The 16,134-nt window shown below is 39.2% G+C and carries 10 protein-coding genes and 3 pseudogenes; 2 read left to right on the forward strand and 11 right to left on the reverse strand.

Going from position 1 to position 16,134, the window contains the following annotated elements; all coding sequences use genetic code 11:
* Nucleotides 1–6: 6 nt before the first annotated feature.
* Entirely contained in the window at nt 7–459 is a 453-nt protein-coding gene (locus tag LEP1GSC190_RS11705; RefSeq protein WP_004279985.1) for an LIC11177 family protein, read from the reverse strand.
* Between the two features lie 398 nt (nt 460–857).
* Complete coding sequence (locus LEP1GSC190_RS11710; protein ID WP_002762748.1) at nt 858–1,847, reverse strand: rhomboid family intramembrane serine protease; 990 nt, start codon at nt 1,845–1,847, stop codon at nt 858–860.
* A gap of 164 nt (nt 1,848–2,011) precedes the next feature.
* Between LEP1GSC190_RS11710 and mtnA the strand changes: the two genes are divergently transcribed.
* Nucleotides 2,012–3,100 carry an S-methyl-5-thioribose-1-phosphate isomerase gene (mtnA, locus tag LEP1GSC190_RS11715; RefSeq protein ID WP_002762735.1) on the forward strand — a complete coding sequence of 363 codons (1,089 nt, stop codon included), beginning with the start codon at nt 2,012–2,014 and terminating at the stop codon, nt 3,098–3,100.
* 508 nt (nt 3,101–3,608) lie between these two features.
* On the opposite strand, the gene LEP1GSC190_RS11720 is transcribed toward mtnA, so the two are convergent.
* From LEP1GSC190_RS11720 to LEP1GSC190_RS11755, 7 genes and pseudogenes are all read right to left on the reverse strand, one after another.
* Nucleotides 3,609–5,108, reverse strand: a complete 1,500-nt coding sequence (locus LEP1GSC190_RS11720) for a DUF342 domain-containing protein (protein WP_004280182.1) — start codon at nt 5,106–5,108, stop codon at nt 3,609–3,611.
* Nucleotides 5,109–5,526: 418 nt separating this feature from the next.
* Nucleotides 5,527–5,623, reverse strand: a pseudogene (locus LEP1GSC190_RS20805) (histidine kinase); the annotation flags it as partial.
* Nucleotides 5,624–5,820: 197 nt separating this feature from the next.
* Entirely contained in the window at nt 5,821–6,915 is a 1,095-nt protein-coding gene (locus tag LEP1GSC190_RS11730) for an IS110 family RNA-guided transposase (protein WP_002744987.1), read from the reverse strand.
* A 260-nt stretch (nt 6,916–7,175) separates the two neighbouring features.
* Nucleotides 7,176–8,222: an alpha/beta hydrolase gene (locus LEP1GSC190_RS11735; protein WP_002762760.1), complete on the reverse strand. Its 1,047-nt coding sequence runs from the start codon at nt 8,220–8,222 to the stop codon at nt 7,176–7,178.
* Between the two features lie 139 nt (nt 8,223–8,361).
* Nucleotides 8,362–9,416 (reverse strand): annotated as a pseudogene (locus LEP1GSC190_RS20320) (tetratricopeptide repeat protein).
* A 303-nt stretch (nt 9,417–9,719) separates the two neighbouring features.
* Nucleotides 9,720–10,232, reverse strand: coding sequence for a chemotaxis protein CheX (locus LEP1GSC190_RS11750; RefSeq protein WP_004279999.1), 513 nt, complete (start codon nt 10,230–10,232; stop codon nt 9,720–9,722).
* The gene (locus LEP1GSC190_RS11755; protein WP_004280915.1) at nt 10,223–11,410 is read right to left on the reverse strand and encodes a hypothetical protein; all 1,188 of its coding nucleotides are present in this window, start codon (nt 11,408–11,410) and stop codon (nt 10,223–10,225) included. Before LEP1GSC190_RS11755 ends, LEP1GSC190_RS11750 begins: the two co-directional genes overlap by 10 nt.
* A 59-nt stretch (nt 11,411–11,469) precedes the next feature.
* On the opposite strand from LEP1GSC190_RS11755, the gene LEP1GSC190_RS11760 reads away from it, so the two are divergent.
* Nucleotides 11,470–12,213 carry a class I SAM-dependent DNA methyltransferase gene (locus LEP1GSC190_RS11760; RefSeq protein ID WP_004280794.1) on the forward strand — a complete coding sequence of 248 codons (744 nt, stop codon included), beginning with the start codon at nt 11,470–11,472 and terminating at the stop codon, nt 12,211–12,213.
* Nucleotides 12,214–12,667: 454 nt separating this feature from the next.
* Here the strand turns inward: LEP1GSC190_RS11760 and LEP1GSC190_RS11770 are convergent, their stop codons facing one another.
* On the reverse strand, nt 12,668–14,692 hold the full coding sequence (locus LEP1GSC190_RS11770; protein WP_004280508.1) for an LIC_11051 family fibronectin-binding protein: 2,025 nt from the start codon (nt 14,690–14,692) through the stop codon (nt 12,668–12,670).
* A 1,112-nt stretch (nt 14,693–15,804) separates the two neighbouring features.
* Nucleotides 15,805–16,006 (reverse strand): annotated as a pseudogene (locus LEP1GSC190_RS21125) (WGR domain-containing protein); the annotation flags it as partial.
* Nucleotides 16,007–16,134 lie beyond the last annotated feature (128 nt).

Consider the following 16,134-nt stretch of genomic DNA (forward strand, 5'->3'; position numbering starts at 1 on the left):
TATTATTTACTTAACAAATTTCTCCAGAAGTTTGGAAATCAATTCGTTTAAGCTCCTCTCAACATGATCCCAAGACTTTTTATTCATCGGTTCCAGAGGCATTTTTTTATTAAGTTGTTTGTATCGATCAAAACTTTCTCTCGCATAATCCAAATATTTTTTCGGATCGACTCCGAGCTTATCTAATTGAACCTCATTTTTGATATAAATCGTGGCTATTTTTTCCTTATACTCGTCCTCTAAAAAGTAATATCGAATATCCAGTTTGACCTCGTCTATGGCCTTATAAATCTTCGATCCTTGAACCTCTTTTTTGTCCGTAGAGGATTTTTCGGAAACGTTCTCGAAAGCCTTTTCGTTGGGAACAGAAGACTTGGCAGAAGGATCCTTTTTCATCATCTTCTCAAGCTTTTCGCGTTTTAAAATATCGAATAAAGCGCTTTTCTTATTCTGAGTCACAATCACACCTATAATCTAATTATCTTATCGGAAAATATGGTTCTCTCTCTACCACTAATAGCTTATAAGACGAATTTTCCAGGAAAAAAATTTTCTTTCGATTGGAGCTCGAAAAAAGGCTTCAAAATCGATGAAGGATCTTGAAAATTGCACTCCGACCGTGTTAAAAACACATTCCTAATTAAATTATCCTGACAACCGTCCGAGAAAAATTATCTGAAAGGAAACACTTTAAGTTTGAACGAGACAAATTCAGAAAGATTACTTTTTCCTACATTCATCAAGTTATCCTTCCCAATTTTGTAGTAAACTTTAAAAATCACGAAAGAAAATTCTCCTTCCAAAAGAATACCGAATTTCTATTCCTGCAAAAGGTAAAATGATAGATTTCAAGGGAATCAAATTTTCCCGAAATCCGATTCTTGATCCGTCTTTAACTTTCTTAAAGCACAATTTGGAAGCCATTCACAGCGTAGACAAAAAGGGTCTTTTGGTTGGAAAGTAGGCGGAGGACATAAATTTACGTTCGTTTGCTGCAAAGGAATCAAAAAATTTTTCTTCTCAGAATAGGTGATACTTTGCGCAAGTTCGTTTAGCAATTCCAGATTCTTTTTCGTTTGAAAATCCAAATCCTCCTCCAAGGAGGAAGCCTTCGGTTCCGAAGGAGAATTTTTTTGAGCCGTTTTTTTAAGAAAAATTTTCCCGGAGTTAAGGAAACCGTCTTTCAAAATCCAAGGAGCAGCAAGAGTGGCACCGATCGCTCCTCCCAAATGACAGGAATTGCTTACCACAAAGGGAGAATGAAAATAATACACAGAAATGATATCCGCAATAAAACCACCTCCCACAAAAATCCAAGCCGCATAACGCGCTCTCATTCTAAAGAAGATAAGAAACACCTCCGTTTCGGGAAATAAAATTCCAAACAAAACGAGAATTCCGGTAACTCCCCCACTCGCGCCGAGTGTTGTAGTATGAAAGAGATCCATAGGATAATGAATTCCTAATATTTGAACGAACACAGGTGCGAGTATGACAGAAATTCCTCCCATTAAGATCGCCGCTACGTAGATAATTGTAAATTTCCAAGCGGGAATGTATTTACAGATCAATCCTCCGAACATCACAAATACGTACATATTGAAGAACAAATGTGCAAAAGGAATACCGTATGCCTCATGTAAAAATCCGTACGAAAAAATCTGCCAGTAGTATCCCTGAAAAACCCTTGAAGGAGTTAACGCAAAGTAATATTCTAAAATTCCAGTTCCACCGGCAAGAAGTTGAACTATATAAACAAAAACGTTCGCGATCAATAACAGATTGATCGGATGAAAAATGGAATAACCGAAAAGAGATATTCCGTTTCGGTATTTTCTTTTTGCCATATTGGATAGAATATGAATTGTGGTCAGAGAGTCAAGCAGGCTAAGCCGGGGCAAAAAACCGCCCCGGGTTTCCTACATTCTCCGGGAGTAAGGAGAATGATTTTTCAATCACATTCTTTAAATCGAAAAATCGGACCTCAACCTTTAGAGTCGGGAAGAAAAAAATGCAGGAATCAGGATTAAAACCTATTCTTTGGACAAACAAAGAACTGATCCTTTTGGACCAAAGAGCCCTGCCCGGAACCACTTCCTATTTAACGGCAAAAACATTGGAAGACTGCATTTTTGCAATCCGAGAAATGGTCGTTCGGGGGGCTCCCGCAATTGCAATTACCGGCGCCTTCGGAATCGCATTGTATTTAAATGGCCTATCCTCCAAACCAACTTTCCGCGAACTCAAAATAAAACTCGACGAACTTTTAGAATCCAGACCAACCGCAGTCAACCTTAGGCTTGTGATAGAAGAATTCTTTTCCCGTTTTCCGGAAACGGACTATTCCTCCGCTAATTTAAAAAAGATGCAGAAGAGCGCGGAAGAATTTGCGCTCTTTATGCTCGAAGAAGATTTAGAGAATAACTTAACCCTTTCTAAAAACGCTCTTTCACTCTTTCCTAAGTCTCCTTCTTCCTTAAATATCATTACTCACTGTAACACGGGTGCACTCGCCACTGCAGGACACGGGACTGCGTTAGGTGTTATACGATCTCTTCGCGACGCGGGACATTCTCTCACTGTTTTTGCGGATGAAACCAGGCCTTATCTTCAAGGAGCTCGCTTAACCGCCTGGGAATTGAAAGAGGAAGGAATTCCATCATATCTTATCACGGATAATATGGCCGGTTGGGTGATGTCTTCCAGAAAGATTCACGCAGTCATCGTAGGCGCGGATCGAATTGCTTCCAACGGAGACACTGCTAATAAGATCGGAACGTATCCTTTAGCCATCATCGCCAAACACCACGGAGTTCCCTTTTACGTGGCTGCAACCTCTAAAAGTATGGATTTTAGAATTCCCGACGGAAGTCATATTCCTATTGAAATGAGAAAAGAAAACGAAGTCACTTCGTTCGGATTTTTGAAAGACGCGGAAGGAAAACCTTTGTTAAACGAAGGTGTAATCGCTCCCAACGGAATAAAAGCCCTCAATCCCTCCTTCGATGTAACACCCGCCTCCCTCATTACGGGAATCATCACCGAAAGAGGAATCGTCTCTCCCGTAACGGAAAAAAATCTCAGAAAGACCTTTTTATAAAATCCGACAACGACGAACAAATACATTAGTTAAATCTAATTTATTGTTTGCAAACATTAACTTAACGCGAGTTCGACGTAGATAACTACTTATTTTTCCGTAAACAATCTATGAAAACTCCCGCGTTTGAGACAGACTCTGATTTTCTTACATCGAATCCGCATTAGTTTATGAATAAGACAGGTAATCTCGGTTTGAGCAAAAACCAATTGAAATCGAAAAAGGTCTCCCGTATCGTGAAATCGTTTTCGCTTTTCCAATAGGTTTTTGTAGGAAAATTCTACAAAAGAAATTTTACTTAGAACCCGTCTCAAAACCTCGTAATCTAGGAGCCTCGACGAGAACTTAGGGGTTATAAAACATGCTCGAAAGCTACCAAAGGGACGTAATTTGTGGGAACTTCCATGTTTTATTACGAACTTACTGAATCATTGTAACTGATTTCTTGAAAGGTTTTTAAGACAGGCTCTTATTCAAATACTTTTCTTTTCGAAAAATTTCTGTAGAACTACTTTGTATGCAACGCGACCATAATCGCTTTTTCCTGTCCCGGTTCGAATACCATCATAAAAGAAGATTGGAACTTTGTGATCTTCTCGACCTGTCTTCTATAATGAATCACCGCTCCGGGAAATGCACCCTTTTGAACAGCAAGTCTTACCGCGCCAGAATTAAAACGCGCACTTTTCAAACTGTCCTGTTTGAATTTCAGAAGATTCAATATCTTTAATTTCTTATTATAATCTTCGAATATCGTTTTAAAAGCGGTCTTTTTGTCTTCCGGAAGATTTCCTCGAGAACGTTGAACCATATGTTTGATCTGTTGGATCTTAGGCAGAATCTTTTCCATCTCCTTCTCACCCATCTGAATCTTCCTGCTGATCTCTTGAAAAGCGCGATCGTTTTTAAAATGAAATCCAAGCTCCACCGTTACGTCTAATTCGGCACTTGATCCCAAAGAAATAATGGAAATTCCTTCGTTGGTTCTGACCTTACTCGAAACTAAGTTTCCGTTCGATCCGCTTAGAACAATGGAACCCAAAGTATCAATCGTAGAATTCAGAATTGCCCCTTCTATAACGATATCCCCTTCCGTTTCAAGATATGCATTTTCGATAAACTTCGCCTGAATCCTTCCCGTAACTCGAATGATTTCCGCACCAGAACCTTTGATCCCCCCATGAACGATCAAATCCTGTCCAACCTTCACCTCATTGCTTTCTAAGCTTCCATAAACGATAAGAGATCCAGTACATTCCACAACGGAACCTGGTTCTATATCTCCTCGAACGATTACGTTTCCATCAAAACGAATGTTTCCGGTGGAAAGTCCCACGTTCCCGGCAATTTGAAGCTCGGGAGATACAGTAATTGATACTTCCGTAGCAAAGATCACTCCGTTACAAGAGGCGAAATATTCCCGAAGTTCTTTTCCTTCCTCAAAACCCGCCTTTTCATCAATATTGTTACCGATCACAAGTTTTGGTTTTTTAATCGCAGGCGCCGGTATGATATTTCCAAATACGTCAAAGCCGGGAGTTCCTGGAATTCCCTCAAACTTCGTAGCTAACTTTTCCCCTACTTTGACATTGATATAACGATCGATATTTCTGAAATCGGCCCTGCCATCTTCGAGCAGTTTAACTCGTTTCGCCATAGGATGATAAAAGCGGACCCAGCCGTTTTCCCCCGGAATCGGAACCATTCCTTTTGCGATTTCTACTTTAATCGGAGTGAAATCCCCTTTTTTGCCCACTTCCTCAAGCAGTGTCAAAACTCTTCGGACCTCATCGGTCAATATTCTTTCTTTGTGGATTCCCCAATCAAGAATGATATTCCAAAGTTTATCCTTAGATACGGTTTCTCCTTTCAGATTGTAAGGCCGAACTGTCATTGTTGCGGAAAGTTGATCCGGGGAAATCGAGATAGTTATCGCGGAATCAATGGAAATTGGAGAAACTTGAGATTCTGGCGTTGGTGTATTCATAGGTTTCTTGTTCGCATTCATGATATTTCAATCTTTAGTCATAAACTCATTCCGTTCTTATTTCCTAGTTTCAACCGAGAGATAAGAAATTCAAATGTAGTATATAGAAACCCCTTTGAAATAAAACTTATTTTTTACTTTTAATTTGTCAATTTCCTACCACAAAGAGAACCAAAACTGTAAAAACCATTACAGCCCTTTGAAATAACCAAAATAACGATGTGAATCGTGCCATGAGTGTCCCAAAGCTCAAAATAAGCCTTAACAGCACGACAAATCATAAGCGCCTCTCTCAAAACCTCAGAATATAGGAACCTCGACGAGAACTTAACAGTTATAAAATATGCTCGAACGTTCGTAGACTACCAAAGGGGCGTAATTGGTGGCAACTTCTATATTTTATTACGAACTTACTGAATCATTGTAACTAAGATTTTTAAGACAGGCTCTGATATGGCGCCCCCATCCGGAGCCGTAAATATTTTTTCGCATTTTTTTTTAATCACCCAATAATTTAACTCGTTAGAGAAAAGCATTCGCGACGATTGATCAGACTGATATTCGCGGGTTGGATACCGCAGGATAATCTATACATCGGGAGCTGTTCTTAGTCTTAAAACGAAGGTCAAATTTGAAATTCAAATTTGCTTCAACACTGAGCCAACAAGTATTCCTCCTTTATCGTACATCTTCTCTAACGAATTCAATTATTGGATGAAACATTACTCTAACTCTATGCAACCAGATTCATCGCCGCCCAAAGAAATCCGGATAACTCTCTTGAAACTGCCGTTATCATTACCTGAGGAGTTTTTCCTCTTTGCTGTAGATTACGAAACTTCTTGTGTAATCTGAGAGATGCTTTTTCCGCCAAAGCAACAACTAACGCAGGTTGTCCCGATCTACGTGCGGTTACAATCTTACTTCCCGTTCCAGGGAAACGATGTTGCCAAGCTGCTTCTGTCAAAATCCTTCGAAGTCTGGGACTTCCAGTTTTTGTTATCCCTGTTTGTTTTCTTTTGGAACCGCTGGAATATTCTCCCGGAACAAGTCCTAAAAAACTCATGAACGAACCGGCTGTTTTGAATCGTTTGAAGTCACAAACCTCACAAAGTAAAAACATTGCGGTTAGATAATCCACTCCTCGGAAACATCTTAATATTCCCACTTTCTCTCGATACGGTTCACTTTCCGCTATCTCTTGTATTCTCTTATCCATCGCTTTTAAATTCTCTTCTTGAACTCTTACCCGACTATAATAGTCGTTAAATGTCTCTTGAAGGATCTCATTGTTAAACTGTAGATTGTTCAACCATTTGTTATGACTGACTGTCCAATACTTTGTTGCTGAGTAAGTTATACCCTTTCTTAATAAGAATTTCATCAACCTCTGACGATTCCTTCCTAAATCCAAACGAAGGCTGTCACGGGATCTCAAATAATCCCTTACCGCTTCGTCCTCTTCACTCGGTACATGAATCGATTCTAATTCTCCACTTCGTAATAATTTTGCTAATTTGATCGCATCTCTTTTATCGGTTTTGATCTTATCCGAACTTTGTCTTGGTATCTTTCCGGGTGCTACAAGGATACAATTCACTCCCAAAGACTTTAGATATCTGTAAAGTGGATAACCGGTTACTCCCGCCTCGTAACAACTATGTATCTCGTTCCATTCTGATTTTAGTTTATTGACGAACTTTTTGATCTGAACCTCATTATGTTTTATCTGCTGTTCTTTTACTATTTCCTTTGTATTGTTCGTTAAACACGCAATTCTAATCGTTTCTTTGTGGACATCCATTCCTACATATATTTTTCTTTTCATTACGTTCCTTCTGTTGGTTTTCTTGTTTTGTGGTATATGCTTGCATCTAACCCACGGTTTTCAAGCCCAGAAGGGGCGCCATTTTGTCTTAATAAAAAAGAATTTTACCACCACTTAAAACAACAAACGTTGATTTCTATTTTTTCTACATCCTGTTCCAAGTTTAGACATTTCCGAAGACAAATTTTTCGGAAAAAACAAAAGAACCGAAATTTAATTCGACAACTATGGGGAATGTAAAGCTCTAAAAAAATCCACGCTCAAAAAGAACGGTTCGCAGAAATAAAATATTCTCCCCAGAATTTCGCCATAGGAAAAATCTCACTCAAACGAGAATAAAAAGGACGATGATCTCCATGAGTCAAAAGACCAGTTTCCAAAAAAGAAACGGAAGAATCTTTGTTCTTTAAAATCAAATCCCTAAGATCCTTGGACTCTTGAGAAGAAATAACAGAATCGTCGTCTCCGTGTAGTAAAAAGCAAGGTCTGAAAAAACGATCCGCAAAAAACTCTGGAGAAGTCTCTTTCGCAAAACTTTCCGGGACAATTGCTTTGATTTCAAGCGCAACTTCCTTTCGAAAATCCGGATTTTTCAAAAACTTTTCTATAAAATTTTTGTCCCCTTCATCTAAACTAGAAAAGATCTTCGGGCCCCGAATCGTATCTCCCGTTCTGGAAAGTCCGTTATCCAAAGCCGATTCAAAAAAATATTCCTCCAAATTTTTCGATCGGGAACGAATTAGATGAATGTAATTGTACATCATCACATTTACCGCATAACTTTCGATCTCGTAATTTTCCAATACGAACGGTAAAGTTTTTCTGAAATCCGAAAACGTACCGATCAAAAACGCAGAAGTCAATACCTTCTGACATTCCTGATTTGCTAACGCGACAAAACCCATTCCGGCCGAAAAACTCGCGGATAGATAAGATACGGTACGTTTTTCCAAAGCGTGAATCTGAAGAAACACGGCGCGTATATTAGAGATCGTTTCGATACGAATCAAAAGGTTTTTCACTTCTGGAAGCTCCGGAAGATAAACGCGAAATCCTCGATTTGCAAGATTATTTCCAAGCGCGAGAATTCTCTCGTCATCAATTCCTTTAAAACTCATTCCATGTTGGAGATAAATTATTGGTTTGTTTGAGTTTCCCGGATTTTCTAAAACCTTCGTTCTCAAAGAGACCGAGTCGTCTAAATCCAAACTAATTTCCGTTATACTTGTTTGTTTAGGAATTTTTAAACCGGAATAATCGATCAAAAATGGTAATCCGCGAATGGCGCTGAAAAAGTTCATCGGCATTGCAGATTTTAATCTTCGGTAAAAATCTCCACAATTTTTTCGCCCCATGTTTTTTTAAATTGGGGTCGATACGATATCGTGTTCGGGTATCCTCAATTTTTTCTTTGTTAAGATTGCTTTTTAGTTTGTATTCTTCGGCTTATTTTCGCTGACTCAAAATGTCTTCGATTCTTAAATTCCAAAATCTTTGTCTATCCGGATTTGCGACCGCAGCCTTTCGAAACCAATCAATCGCCTCGTCTAAGTAACCGTTGTTTAGATAATAATATGCTATGTTTGCAAGCGCCCCCTCGGATCGATTTCCAGATTGGGCCAAGGCACGTTTCCAAACCTCTAACGCGCCCGGTTTTATTAAAAAAATTCCGTTGTTCTCATTATCTCCTTTTCCGAAATATTGGAAGCCTTCTTCCAATAATTTCTGCACATTCGGGTCAGAATCCTTCCGGATCAAATTCAGTCTCGTATATTCCCACTGAGGAAAAATCTTTCTTGTATGAGATATACCTACGTTCTTCAAGGCAATTTTTCCCGCTCTGATCAGATTTGGGCAAGTCCGTTGTCCAAAATCATTGTATCCTCTTTCAATTTCAGAAATTTCAAACGATCTTATCTTCTGATTTTTAAAATCAATCAGATATGTTTTGATTTTCACCTGAACTTCCATCAGCCCAGTCTCCTCTTCGTCTTCTTTATCTCTAGGATAGTAGGCACGCTCCTCGAACTTCACGAGTTCTTTATAAGGAACCTTTTCTATCTTACATTCTCCGAATTTTAGGTGCGCTTCAGAAATGAATACGAAGTCTTCATTGAATAATTTTCTAAATCGCGGCATCTCATTGCGAATTTCCTCGATCGAAGTACTCTCTAGAATTTTCGAAGTATAGGTTTGATTGAGATACTGAAACGAATAAAGACGATTGTAATAAACGGATGAAAACAGATGAAAAAAACTTTTAGCCAATTCTCCTTCGATCGATTCTTTCGGATGAGAAGGGACCACAATAGGTAGGATGTAGAATGGAATTTTTTTACGCGGAATATTCTGCAAAAGACTCCTCAAGACCCTGCCCCCTTCATCGTCTGAAAAGACAGGAAAATAAAGTCTCGGCCTAACTCTCAATTGATGAGTGTTCCCGTAAATGTAGCGCAGTGTAATTGGCAAAGAAGAAGAAAAAAAATCCTTTTTAGGTTCAGAAGCTGTGTCGACATATCTTACTTGAATATATGGATTTTAACAGAGTAAAGGTTGTATTTTTTCAAAAAACGTAATTAACATTTTACACAAGCTTTTTGGAAATCGGATCTATAACCTATCTCAAAGCCCTAAAAGAAATCAATTATAATCATTTTAGTAAGTTCATTATAAAACGACATCACGTCAAGCGGTTCAAACGGTCTTCATTGTTTTTAAACGCTTATAGAAGTTTCTACAATCCGAGATTTTGGGATAGATTCTTGTTTGAAAAATTCTTTTGATCAAAACGACCTTGAAAATCCCTAAAATTTTTTCATTAGGAGAATGAGATACACTCTTCCCAAATACTCTTTCGCCTTCAGATCCTTTAAAAAATAAATAAGGATGTATTGCCTATATGTTTCCAGATCAATCGGTATCAGTTTATGATTGAGCATTTCAGGCGGTAAAAGATCAGTTTCAAATCTTCCGAGTTTAATTTCAGAAATCAACAAACCGCAGATCTGATTGGCAAACTCCATCAGAATCGAAGGCGCATCTGTTCTTACCGTAGGATCGATGTGAAAGGATTTTGCCACCATAGGTAGTAGTTTCAATTTCGTATAGCCGTCCATCGCAAGAAATAACTTTCCTTCTATCTCTCCCTTGAATTCAACCATCGTACAATTTTCGTAACAGAGTCCCTCATTCTTGGAAGGACCAAACGCCTCTCTTACCGCGGTTACGTTTATTATTTTTTCCAGATATTCCGGAAAGATCTGGGAGATCGTAAGAATAAATTTTTCGTCGAGTAAAGGATCGATACTCACAGACAAATATACCGGTTCGGTCCTTCTTCGATGGACAATCCAAGCGCCTTTCTCGCATTCATCGACCATTCTTCCCTGTTTTCTTCCAAGATGGAAACTCCCAAATTGAGATCCACACTATGCCCGTCCTTTTGCAGAGATTCCACGAGTTCTTTTAAGTTTTTACTAAAATGTTCCCATTCTTCCGGAAGGACAAAGAATGCTATCCTGTCTTTTCGTATCCTATAAAAGCGAATCTGTCTGCGAAGTATCTTAGAAGTCCAGAGAGATATCCATTTTAGAATGTAAGGAGATGGAGAATCCGTCAGAATACTTGCAAATATTAAAATACTCTCATCGACTCGCATCTTATCCAATTCGAACGCGTGTAGATTTCCGAATCCGGTCTCCGGATCGGAAGATTCGAATTGTATGGAAATCTGCTCTTCGTATTCCTCTTTCCAGGTTTGAAACTCTCTATAGTCCAAACAATTCCATTCATTTGATAATATCTTGAGATAGCCGAAAGGTCGAACTCCGGTAGACAAAGGTATAAAAACAGAAGTATCGGTAAATTCAATTCTCCCTTCCCAGATCTCTTTTAAACTTTTTTCGGTCAGCATATTTTCTTCCGGAGATTCAGGAATATGAAGCACTTTCCCCTTACGAGATGCCAAAAGCAATGAAACGTCACCGCTTAAAAAATAGATTTCGACCATGCCAAGACGGGAACCAAGCCGCTCTAAAAATTTTCGGTGCGAGAGAATTAATTCAGGATGCGTAGGAATTTCCCGTTTCCAAACCGCACGAGTTTGATTCGACTTTGGTATGGAAGAAGAAAGGATTCGTTCCGCATTCGCTTTCCGCAAAAACTCAGCGCTACTTTGAAACGTCGGGTTTTCGATTTTCGTTTCTTCTAAACGAGTTTCCAACATTTGTGTTTGGGCCGTTTCAGTTGCAACTTGTATCGTCGAGTTCGTATTCATTCCACGATCTTCGCTCGAAATGCGCCGATTCGACGATGGCGATTTTTGAACACTTCCCTTCAAAACCAAACCGAACAGAAATAAAAGTGAAATAGAAATTCCCCCAAAAACCAAGGTATCACCGGTAAATAAATTTTTGGTTACGCCCGTCTGCCTTTCCAAAACACCGAACGAACAATTAAAAAAAACGAAAATGATTCCGAAATATTGGATTTTCATAAGCAGATTGCCGTTAATATATTTAACGGGCAAATTTCAAGACCTCTAAACCAATTTTTATGAAGTTGTACAATGAACTGGCAGAATTCTATTTCGATATTGAAAAGCCCGCACGTAAAATCGATTCTGAAGCCAAATTTTTAGATCGCCTTTTTCGAAAACACAGGATCATGACCATCCTTGATATGGGCTGTGGCACGGGAGAACACGTTCGTTATTTCCAATCTCTCGGTTATAGACCGAAGGGTATCGATTCTTCCTCTAGAATGATCGACGTAGCAAAAAAAAGATATTCCCATTGCAAGTTCGACGTGTCATCAATGCAAACCTATCAGTCCGGAGCTCTTCTCGACTGTGTCATCAGTTTGTTCGGTTCGTTTAACTACCTTTTGACGAACGAAGAAATAGACTCCACTCTCAAACTCATGGAACAAAATCTGAAACCCGCAGGTCTTGCGATTCTTGAAATCTGGAACGCGGAACCTCTTCGAGCAATCAAAAGAAAACCGATCACCCCAGTGACTCAGATCAAATCCCAAAACACTACGATTCAAAGAAACAGAGGCTTCCGTTTGGTCAGGGCGGATACTTCCACAATGGTGGAAGTGAATTATATCTATCAAATCAACGCCAGAGAAATTCGAGACAAACACGTTATGCGCGTTTTTTATCTTCCCGAAATCGAAAAAATGATTCTGAGGCATAAATTTGAAATCATGCATATCTATTCCGGATTCAACGAAGCCAAATTCAAAAACTCCGCGGGAAGAATACTACTCGTTCTGAAAAAAAAGAGCACTTAGCTCAGTCCCTGGATTAAAAGATCGAAAATATAAGAACCTATTCCAAAAGAAACTAAAGTGTCGCTCTCTAAGAATCGCTTCCTCAGGTTTTGGGACGCGCTGTAAAATACCAATAACTTGACCTCGCGTCGATCCCTTTCGGATTCGCTGGACCGAACTCACGTTATTTTACCACTCGGACACATGAAAAAAGTAAGTTAGACGATATTTCATAGGAGATATCCTGAACGAAATAACAAAAAACAACCTGAGCTTATCTTATTATAGTAATATATCTAATGCGTACCGCAGAAAAAGCGCGCCAACGTTGAAATCTCCGTTTGAGCTCTGCGAATTTCTTGATCGAAGATTCCACATGTATTTCCCATTTTTCCGAATCTGTCGGATTTATTCCGTAGAAATTTCTCATTCCCTTTGAAAAAATGAGTCGCTTCACTTCGGCTGTTACTTCTTTTCAGGAAAAATACAGCGTGATCCGGGAATTGATCTGCGCCATTTTATTTTTTACTTCTTCCTGGTTTTGTGCAATCGGGTTATTGCCGATTTTTAATTCACGCAACGCTTTCATTTCGGAAAGGAACTCCGGCAATTCGGATATCCGGTTATCGTTCATCCAAAGCTCCTTGAGCTTTTTCAGCTCTTTGAGAATTTCCGGAATTTCCGCGAATTTATTATTCTCTAAAGATAAGTCTTCCAAAGATTTCAATTGAGCAATAGACACCGGAAGAGAGGCAAGTCCGTTGTTACTAAGATAAAGACCTTCCAATTTTTTGAAGTTTCCGAATAGATCGGATAATTCTTCGAGCTGATTTCCATCCAAGTCCAAGGATTCCAAGTTGGGAAATTGCACGAGGGATTTAGGCAACTTGGAAATTCGGTTTTCTCCAAGGCTTAATTCCTTCACGGATTCCAATTCCACGTTCAGATCGGGCAAGTTTGAAATACGATTTTCCGGCAGACTAATTCGGATTAATTTTTTCAGGTCGACGATTTCGACCGGGATCGTTTCCAATTCGTTCCGCCAAACCAGAAGCTGCTCTAAATTGGGAAAATTGCGGATCCCCTCCAAAGAAGCCAGTCGATTTTCGTAGAGTCCCAGTTCTTTGACCTGGACAAAAGCGCGGGTTAGATTGGAAATCCCGGTAATGACGTTTCTCGCCAAATCTATCTTTTCAAGGTTTTTTAAATCCGCCAATCGTTCCGGGAACTCAATCAATTGATTGTCTATGACAATCAGTTCCTTTAACTTTGAAAGTCGGTAAACGAATTCCGGTATTTCTCCCAGAGCGTTGTTGTTTAGACAAAGTTTTTCGACGTTTGAAAAATTCGGTAGATTCGTTTTATTTTCCGTAAAGGGACCGTTATCGGTAAAATACAAGGATCGAAGCGAAGATATCCCCAGCAGAAAATCGGGAAACTCGGTTAATTGCACCTCTTCAATAGAAATAGTGCGGATATTTTTCAATTCGCAAAGGCTTTTCAAGGAAGTGATTTTTTTACAATTTGAAAGAGAGAACTCCTTTAGATTTTCGAAAAGACCGATGTCGCTAAGATCAATCTCTTCGGCTTCCAAAACGCTTATGGACTCACTCCCTTTGGAATAGTACTTGAAGAGAGGAGATTTGCCGAGCTTGAGCGTCGGATACAGATCTTTTTGTTCTTTCGTTGTCGAGTCGAAAAAGACAAAAGCGTCTTCGTCGTGATAATAGGAAAACATTAGAAAATACGGTTGTTGTTTCGGAATTCTTATGAAAACTTCCGTCTCGGTCGTTTTGCGGATCACTTCTTGAGCCAAACGGCAAAGAATATCCTTCACTATTGAAAAATCCTCGTCTCCCCAAACTTCGCGGATTTTCACCGGTTTTTGCTTCAGATGGTTTTTTATAAAATTAAAAAAATCTAGGATCGGAATATTTCGAATAGAACCATCGACTAACGCGCTTTCGGGATCGTTACTTTCCAAATCGTAATCGAATTCGATGCAGTGATCCGTGTTTGCGTCGTCCCATCGTATATCAAAAATGCCGACGGGAGATTTTTCGCTTTTACCCAGTTCTTCCCAATAGAGATAAACCGCGTCGAAAACTTCTCCGGCTAAAGTTTCCCAATTCATCTTTTGCAATAGTTTAGAATACGTCGATGATTCGAAATCTCCAACGCGAACCTTCAAGAATTTATGAAATGTTTCGGAAAGCAAAGAATCCGGTTTTTTTATCTCCGACTTTTTCTGCGGTGCATTTTTTTTTGCGACCGGTGCGGAAGAAGCTCGCTCTTCTCCTTCCATATATCCCTTCTTCAACTTCTCACTCAAAAGCTTCTTCGCTTCCTTCTGACATTCCCCTTTGCTGCCGAATGTTTTTGTCTGCGTTTGCCCGGCTGTTCCGGTTTTCCCATAGGTTACAGTAAAAGAAGTTCCGGAAACTTCTATGTTCCAAAATTTGTCAGACTTGTCGTCTTTGTAGGTGAGGTGGTGTTTCATGATTTATCTCCAAAACGAATTTTAGTATATTAGAATTTTATAAATATATTGTTGATTTAGATTATTTCTTACCCAGAAATAAGTTAGCTCATGTTTCTTGATTATATTTTCGTTTGAGCTCCACAAATTCCCTGATCGAAGATTCTACATGTATTTCCATCTTTTCCGGATCTGTCGGACGATTTCTCAAAGAATGGGAAGAAATCACCAATTCTTTGCGCGTTTTACAAGAGTTACGAATTCTTCGTCTTTTCTAAACGAATTAAACCAATTCGACATGAACCATTTTTTGGGGCAATCGAGTCTTATACCATGAGCCACATACTGTAAGAGCATTTTTTTGTCTTTTTGGACGGCGTAATGACGAGCTAAAGAAAAAGCGAGATTCTTATACGTAATTGAGGCTGGTACCATAGCGAGTCCCGCTTCGAGAATCTCATTATTCTCAAACAAAACACCTGCATCAATTGTGAGTGAGGCAATTCCTTCCCCTACACGAAATTGGTTGTAGACAAGTTTGTTAGGAAAGCCGAGGGTAGGGACAATCGCGAGATAAGCATCCAATATGGCCTTGAAGTTCTTCGGTTTTTTCTTTTCGTAAAATTCATCCATGCGTCCAAATACGTGGTCTATAATAAGTCCCTGGACTTTGTCGTCCGGTACAAGATCTTCCATCTTTCTGATGAGGGCACAAATTTCTTCTAGACTCTTCTTTTTTATGTAGTGTTCTACATTTAATTCAAAGTCCAATTGCTCCAGCAATTCCTTATTCTGCTTCGATTTGGGTTTTTGAGTTTTTTTAAGCTCGTTCTTATATTCGACAAATTTCTTCTTGTAAAACTTTTTCGCGTCGCTTTGTTTTAGTCCCGTTTCCTTTTTGATGCGCTGGCTGTAGCCCTCTTCCTCTTCGTCGGTTAAGCCGATGAGTATTCCATCACAGGCACTGCATAAGACTTCCAGTACGGTTTTTCTATCGGCGCCAGTCACGCTCGTCAGCAGTTGATCTCCTATGGCGATGATTTTGTGAAATTCCGACTCTTTTAAAAAATTGCTTAAATTGATCTCATTTTTCTTGTCTGTAGAAGCGGATTTCGTTTTAGCAAAATTATCTCCTTCCATATATCCCTTCTTCAACTTCTCACTCAAAAGCTTCTTCGCTTCCTTCTGACATTCCCCTTTGCTGCCGAATGTTTTTGTCTGCGTTTGCCCGGCTGTTCCGGTTTTCCCATAGGTTACAGTAAAAGAAGTTCCGGAAACTTCTATGTTCCAAAATTTGTCAGACTTGTCGTCTTTGTAGGTGAGGTGGTGTTTCATGGTTTATCTCCAAAACGAATTTTAGTATATTAGAATTTTATAAATATATTGTTGATTTAGATTATTTCTTACCCAGAAATAAGTTAGCTCATGTTTCTTGATTATATTTTCGTTTGAGCTCCACAAAT

The organism is Leptospira mayottensis 200901116, from assembly GCF_000306675.2.
GTDB lineage: Bacteria > Spirochaetota > Leptospiria > Leptospirales > Leptospiraceae > Leptospira > Leptospira mayottensis.

Coding starts and splice junctions, on each gene's coding strand:
- LEP1GSC190_RS11710 (WP_002762748.1), bottom strand. CDS start 1,847: ATGGCAAAAAGAAAATACCGAAACGGAATATCTCTTTTCGGTTATTCC.
- mtnA (WP_002762735.1), top strand. CDS start 2,012: ATGCAGGAATCAGGATTAAAACCTATTCTTTGGACAAACAAAGAACTG.
- LEP1GSC190_RS11720 (WP_004280182.1), bottom strand. CDS start 5,108: ATGAATGCGAACAAGAAACCTATGAATACACCAACGCCAGAATCTCAA.
- LEP1GSC190_RS11730 (WP_002744987.1), bottom strand. CDS start 6,915: ATGAAAAGAAAAATATATGTAGGAATGGATGTCCACAAAGAAACGATT.
- LEP1GSC190_RS11735 (WP_002762760.1), bottom strand. CDS start 8,222: ATGCCGATGAACTTTTTCAGCGCCATTCGCGGATTACCATTTTTGATC.
- LEP1GSC190_RS11755 (WP_004280915.1), bottom strand. CDS start 11,410: ATGAAAATCCAATATTTCGGAATCATTTTCGTTTTTTTTAATTGTTCG.
- LEP1GSC190_RS11760 (WP_004280794.1), top strand. CDS start 11,470: ATGAAGTTGTACAATGAACTGGCAGAATTCTATTTCGATATTGAAAAG.
- LEP1GSC190_RS11770 (WP_004280508.1), bottom strand. CDS start 14,692: ATGAAACACCACCTCACCTACAAAGACGACAAGTCTGACAAATTTTGG.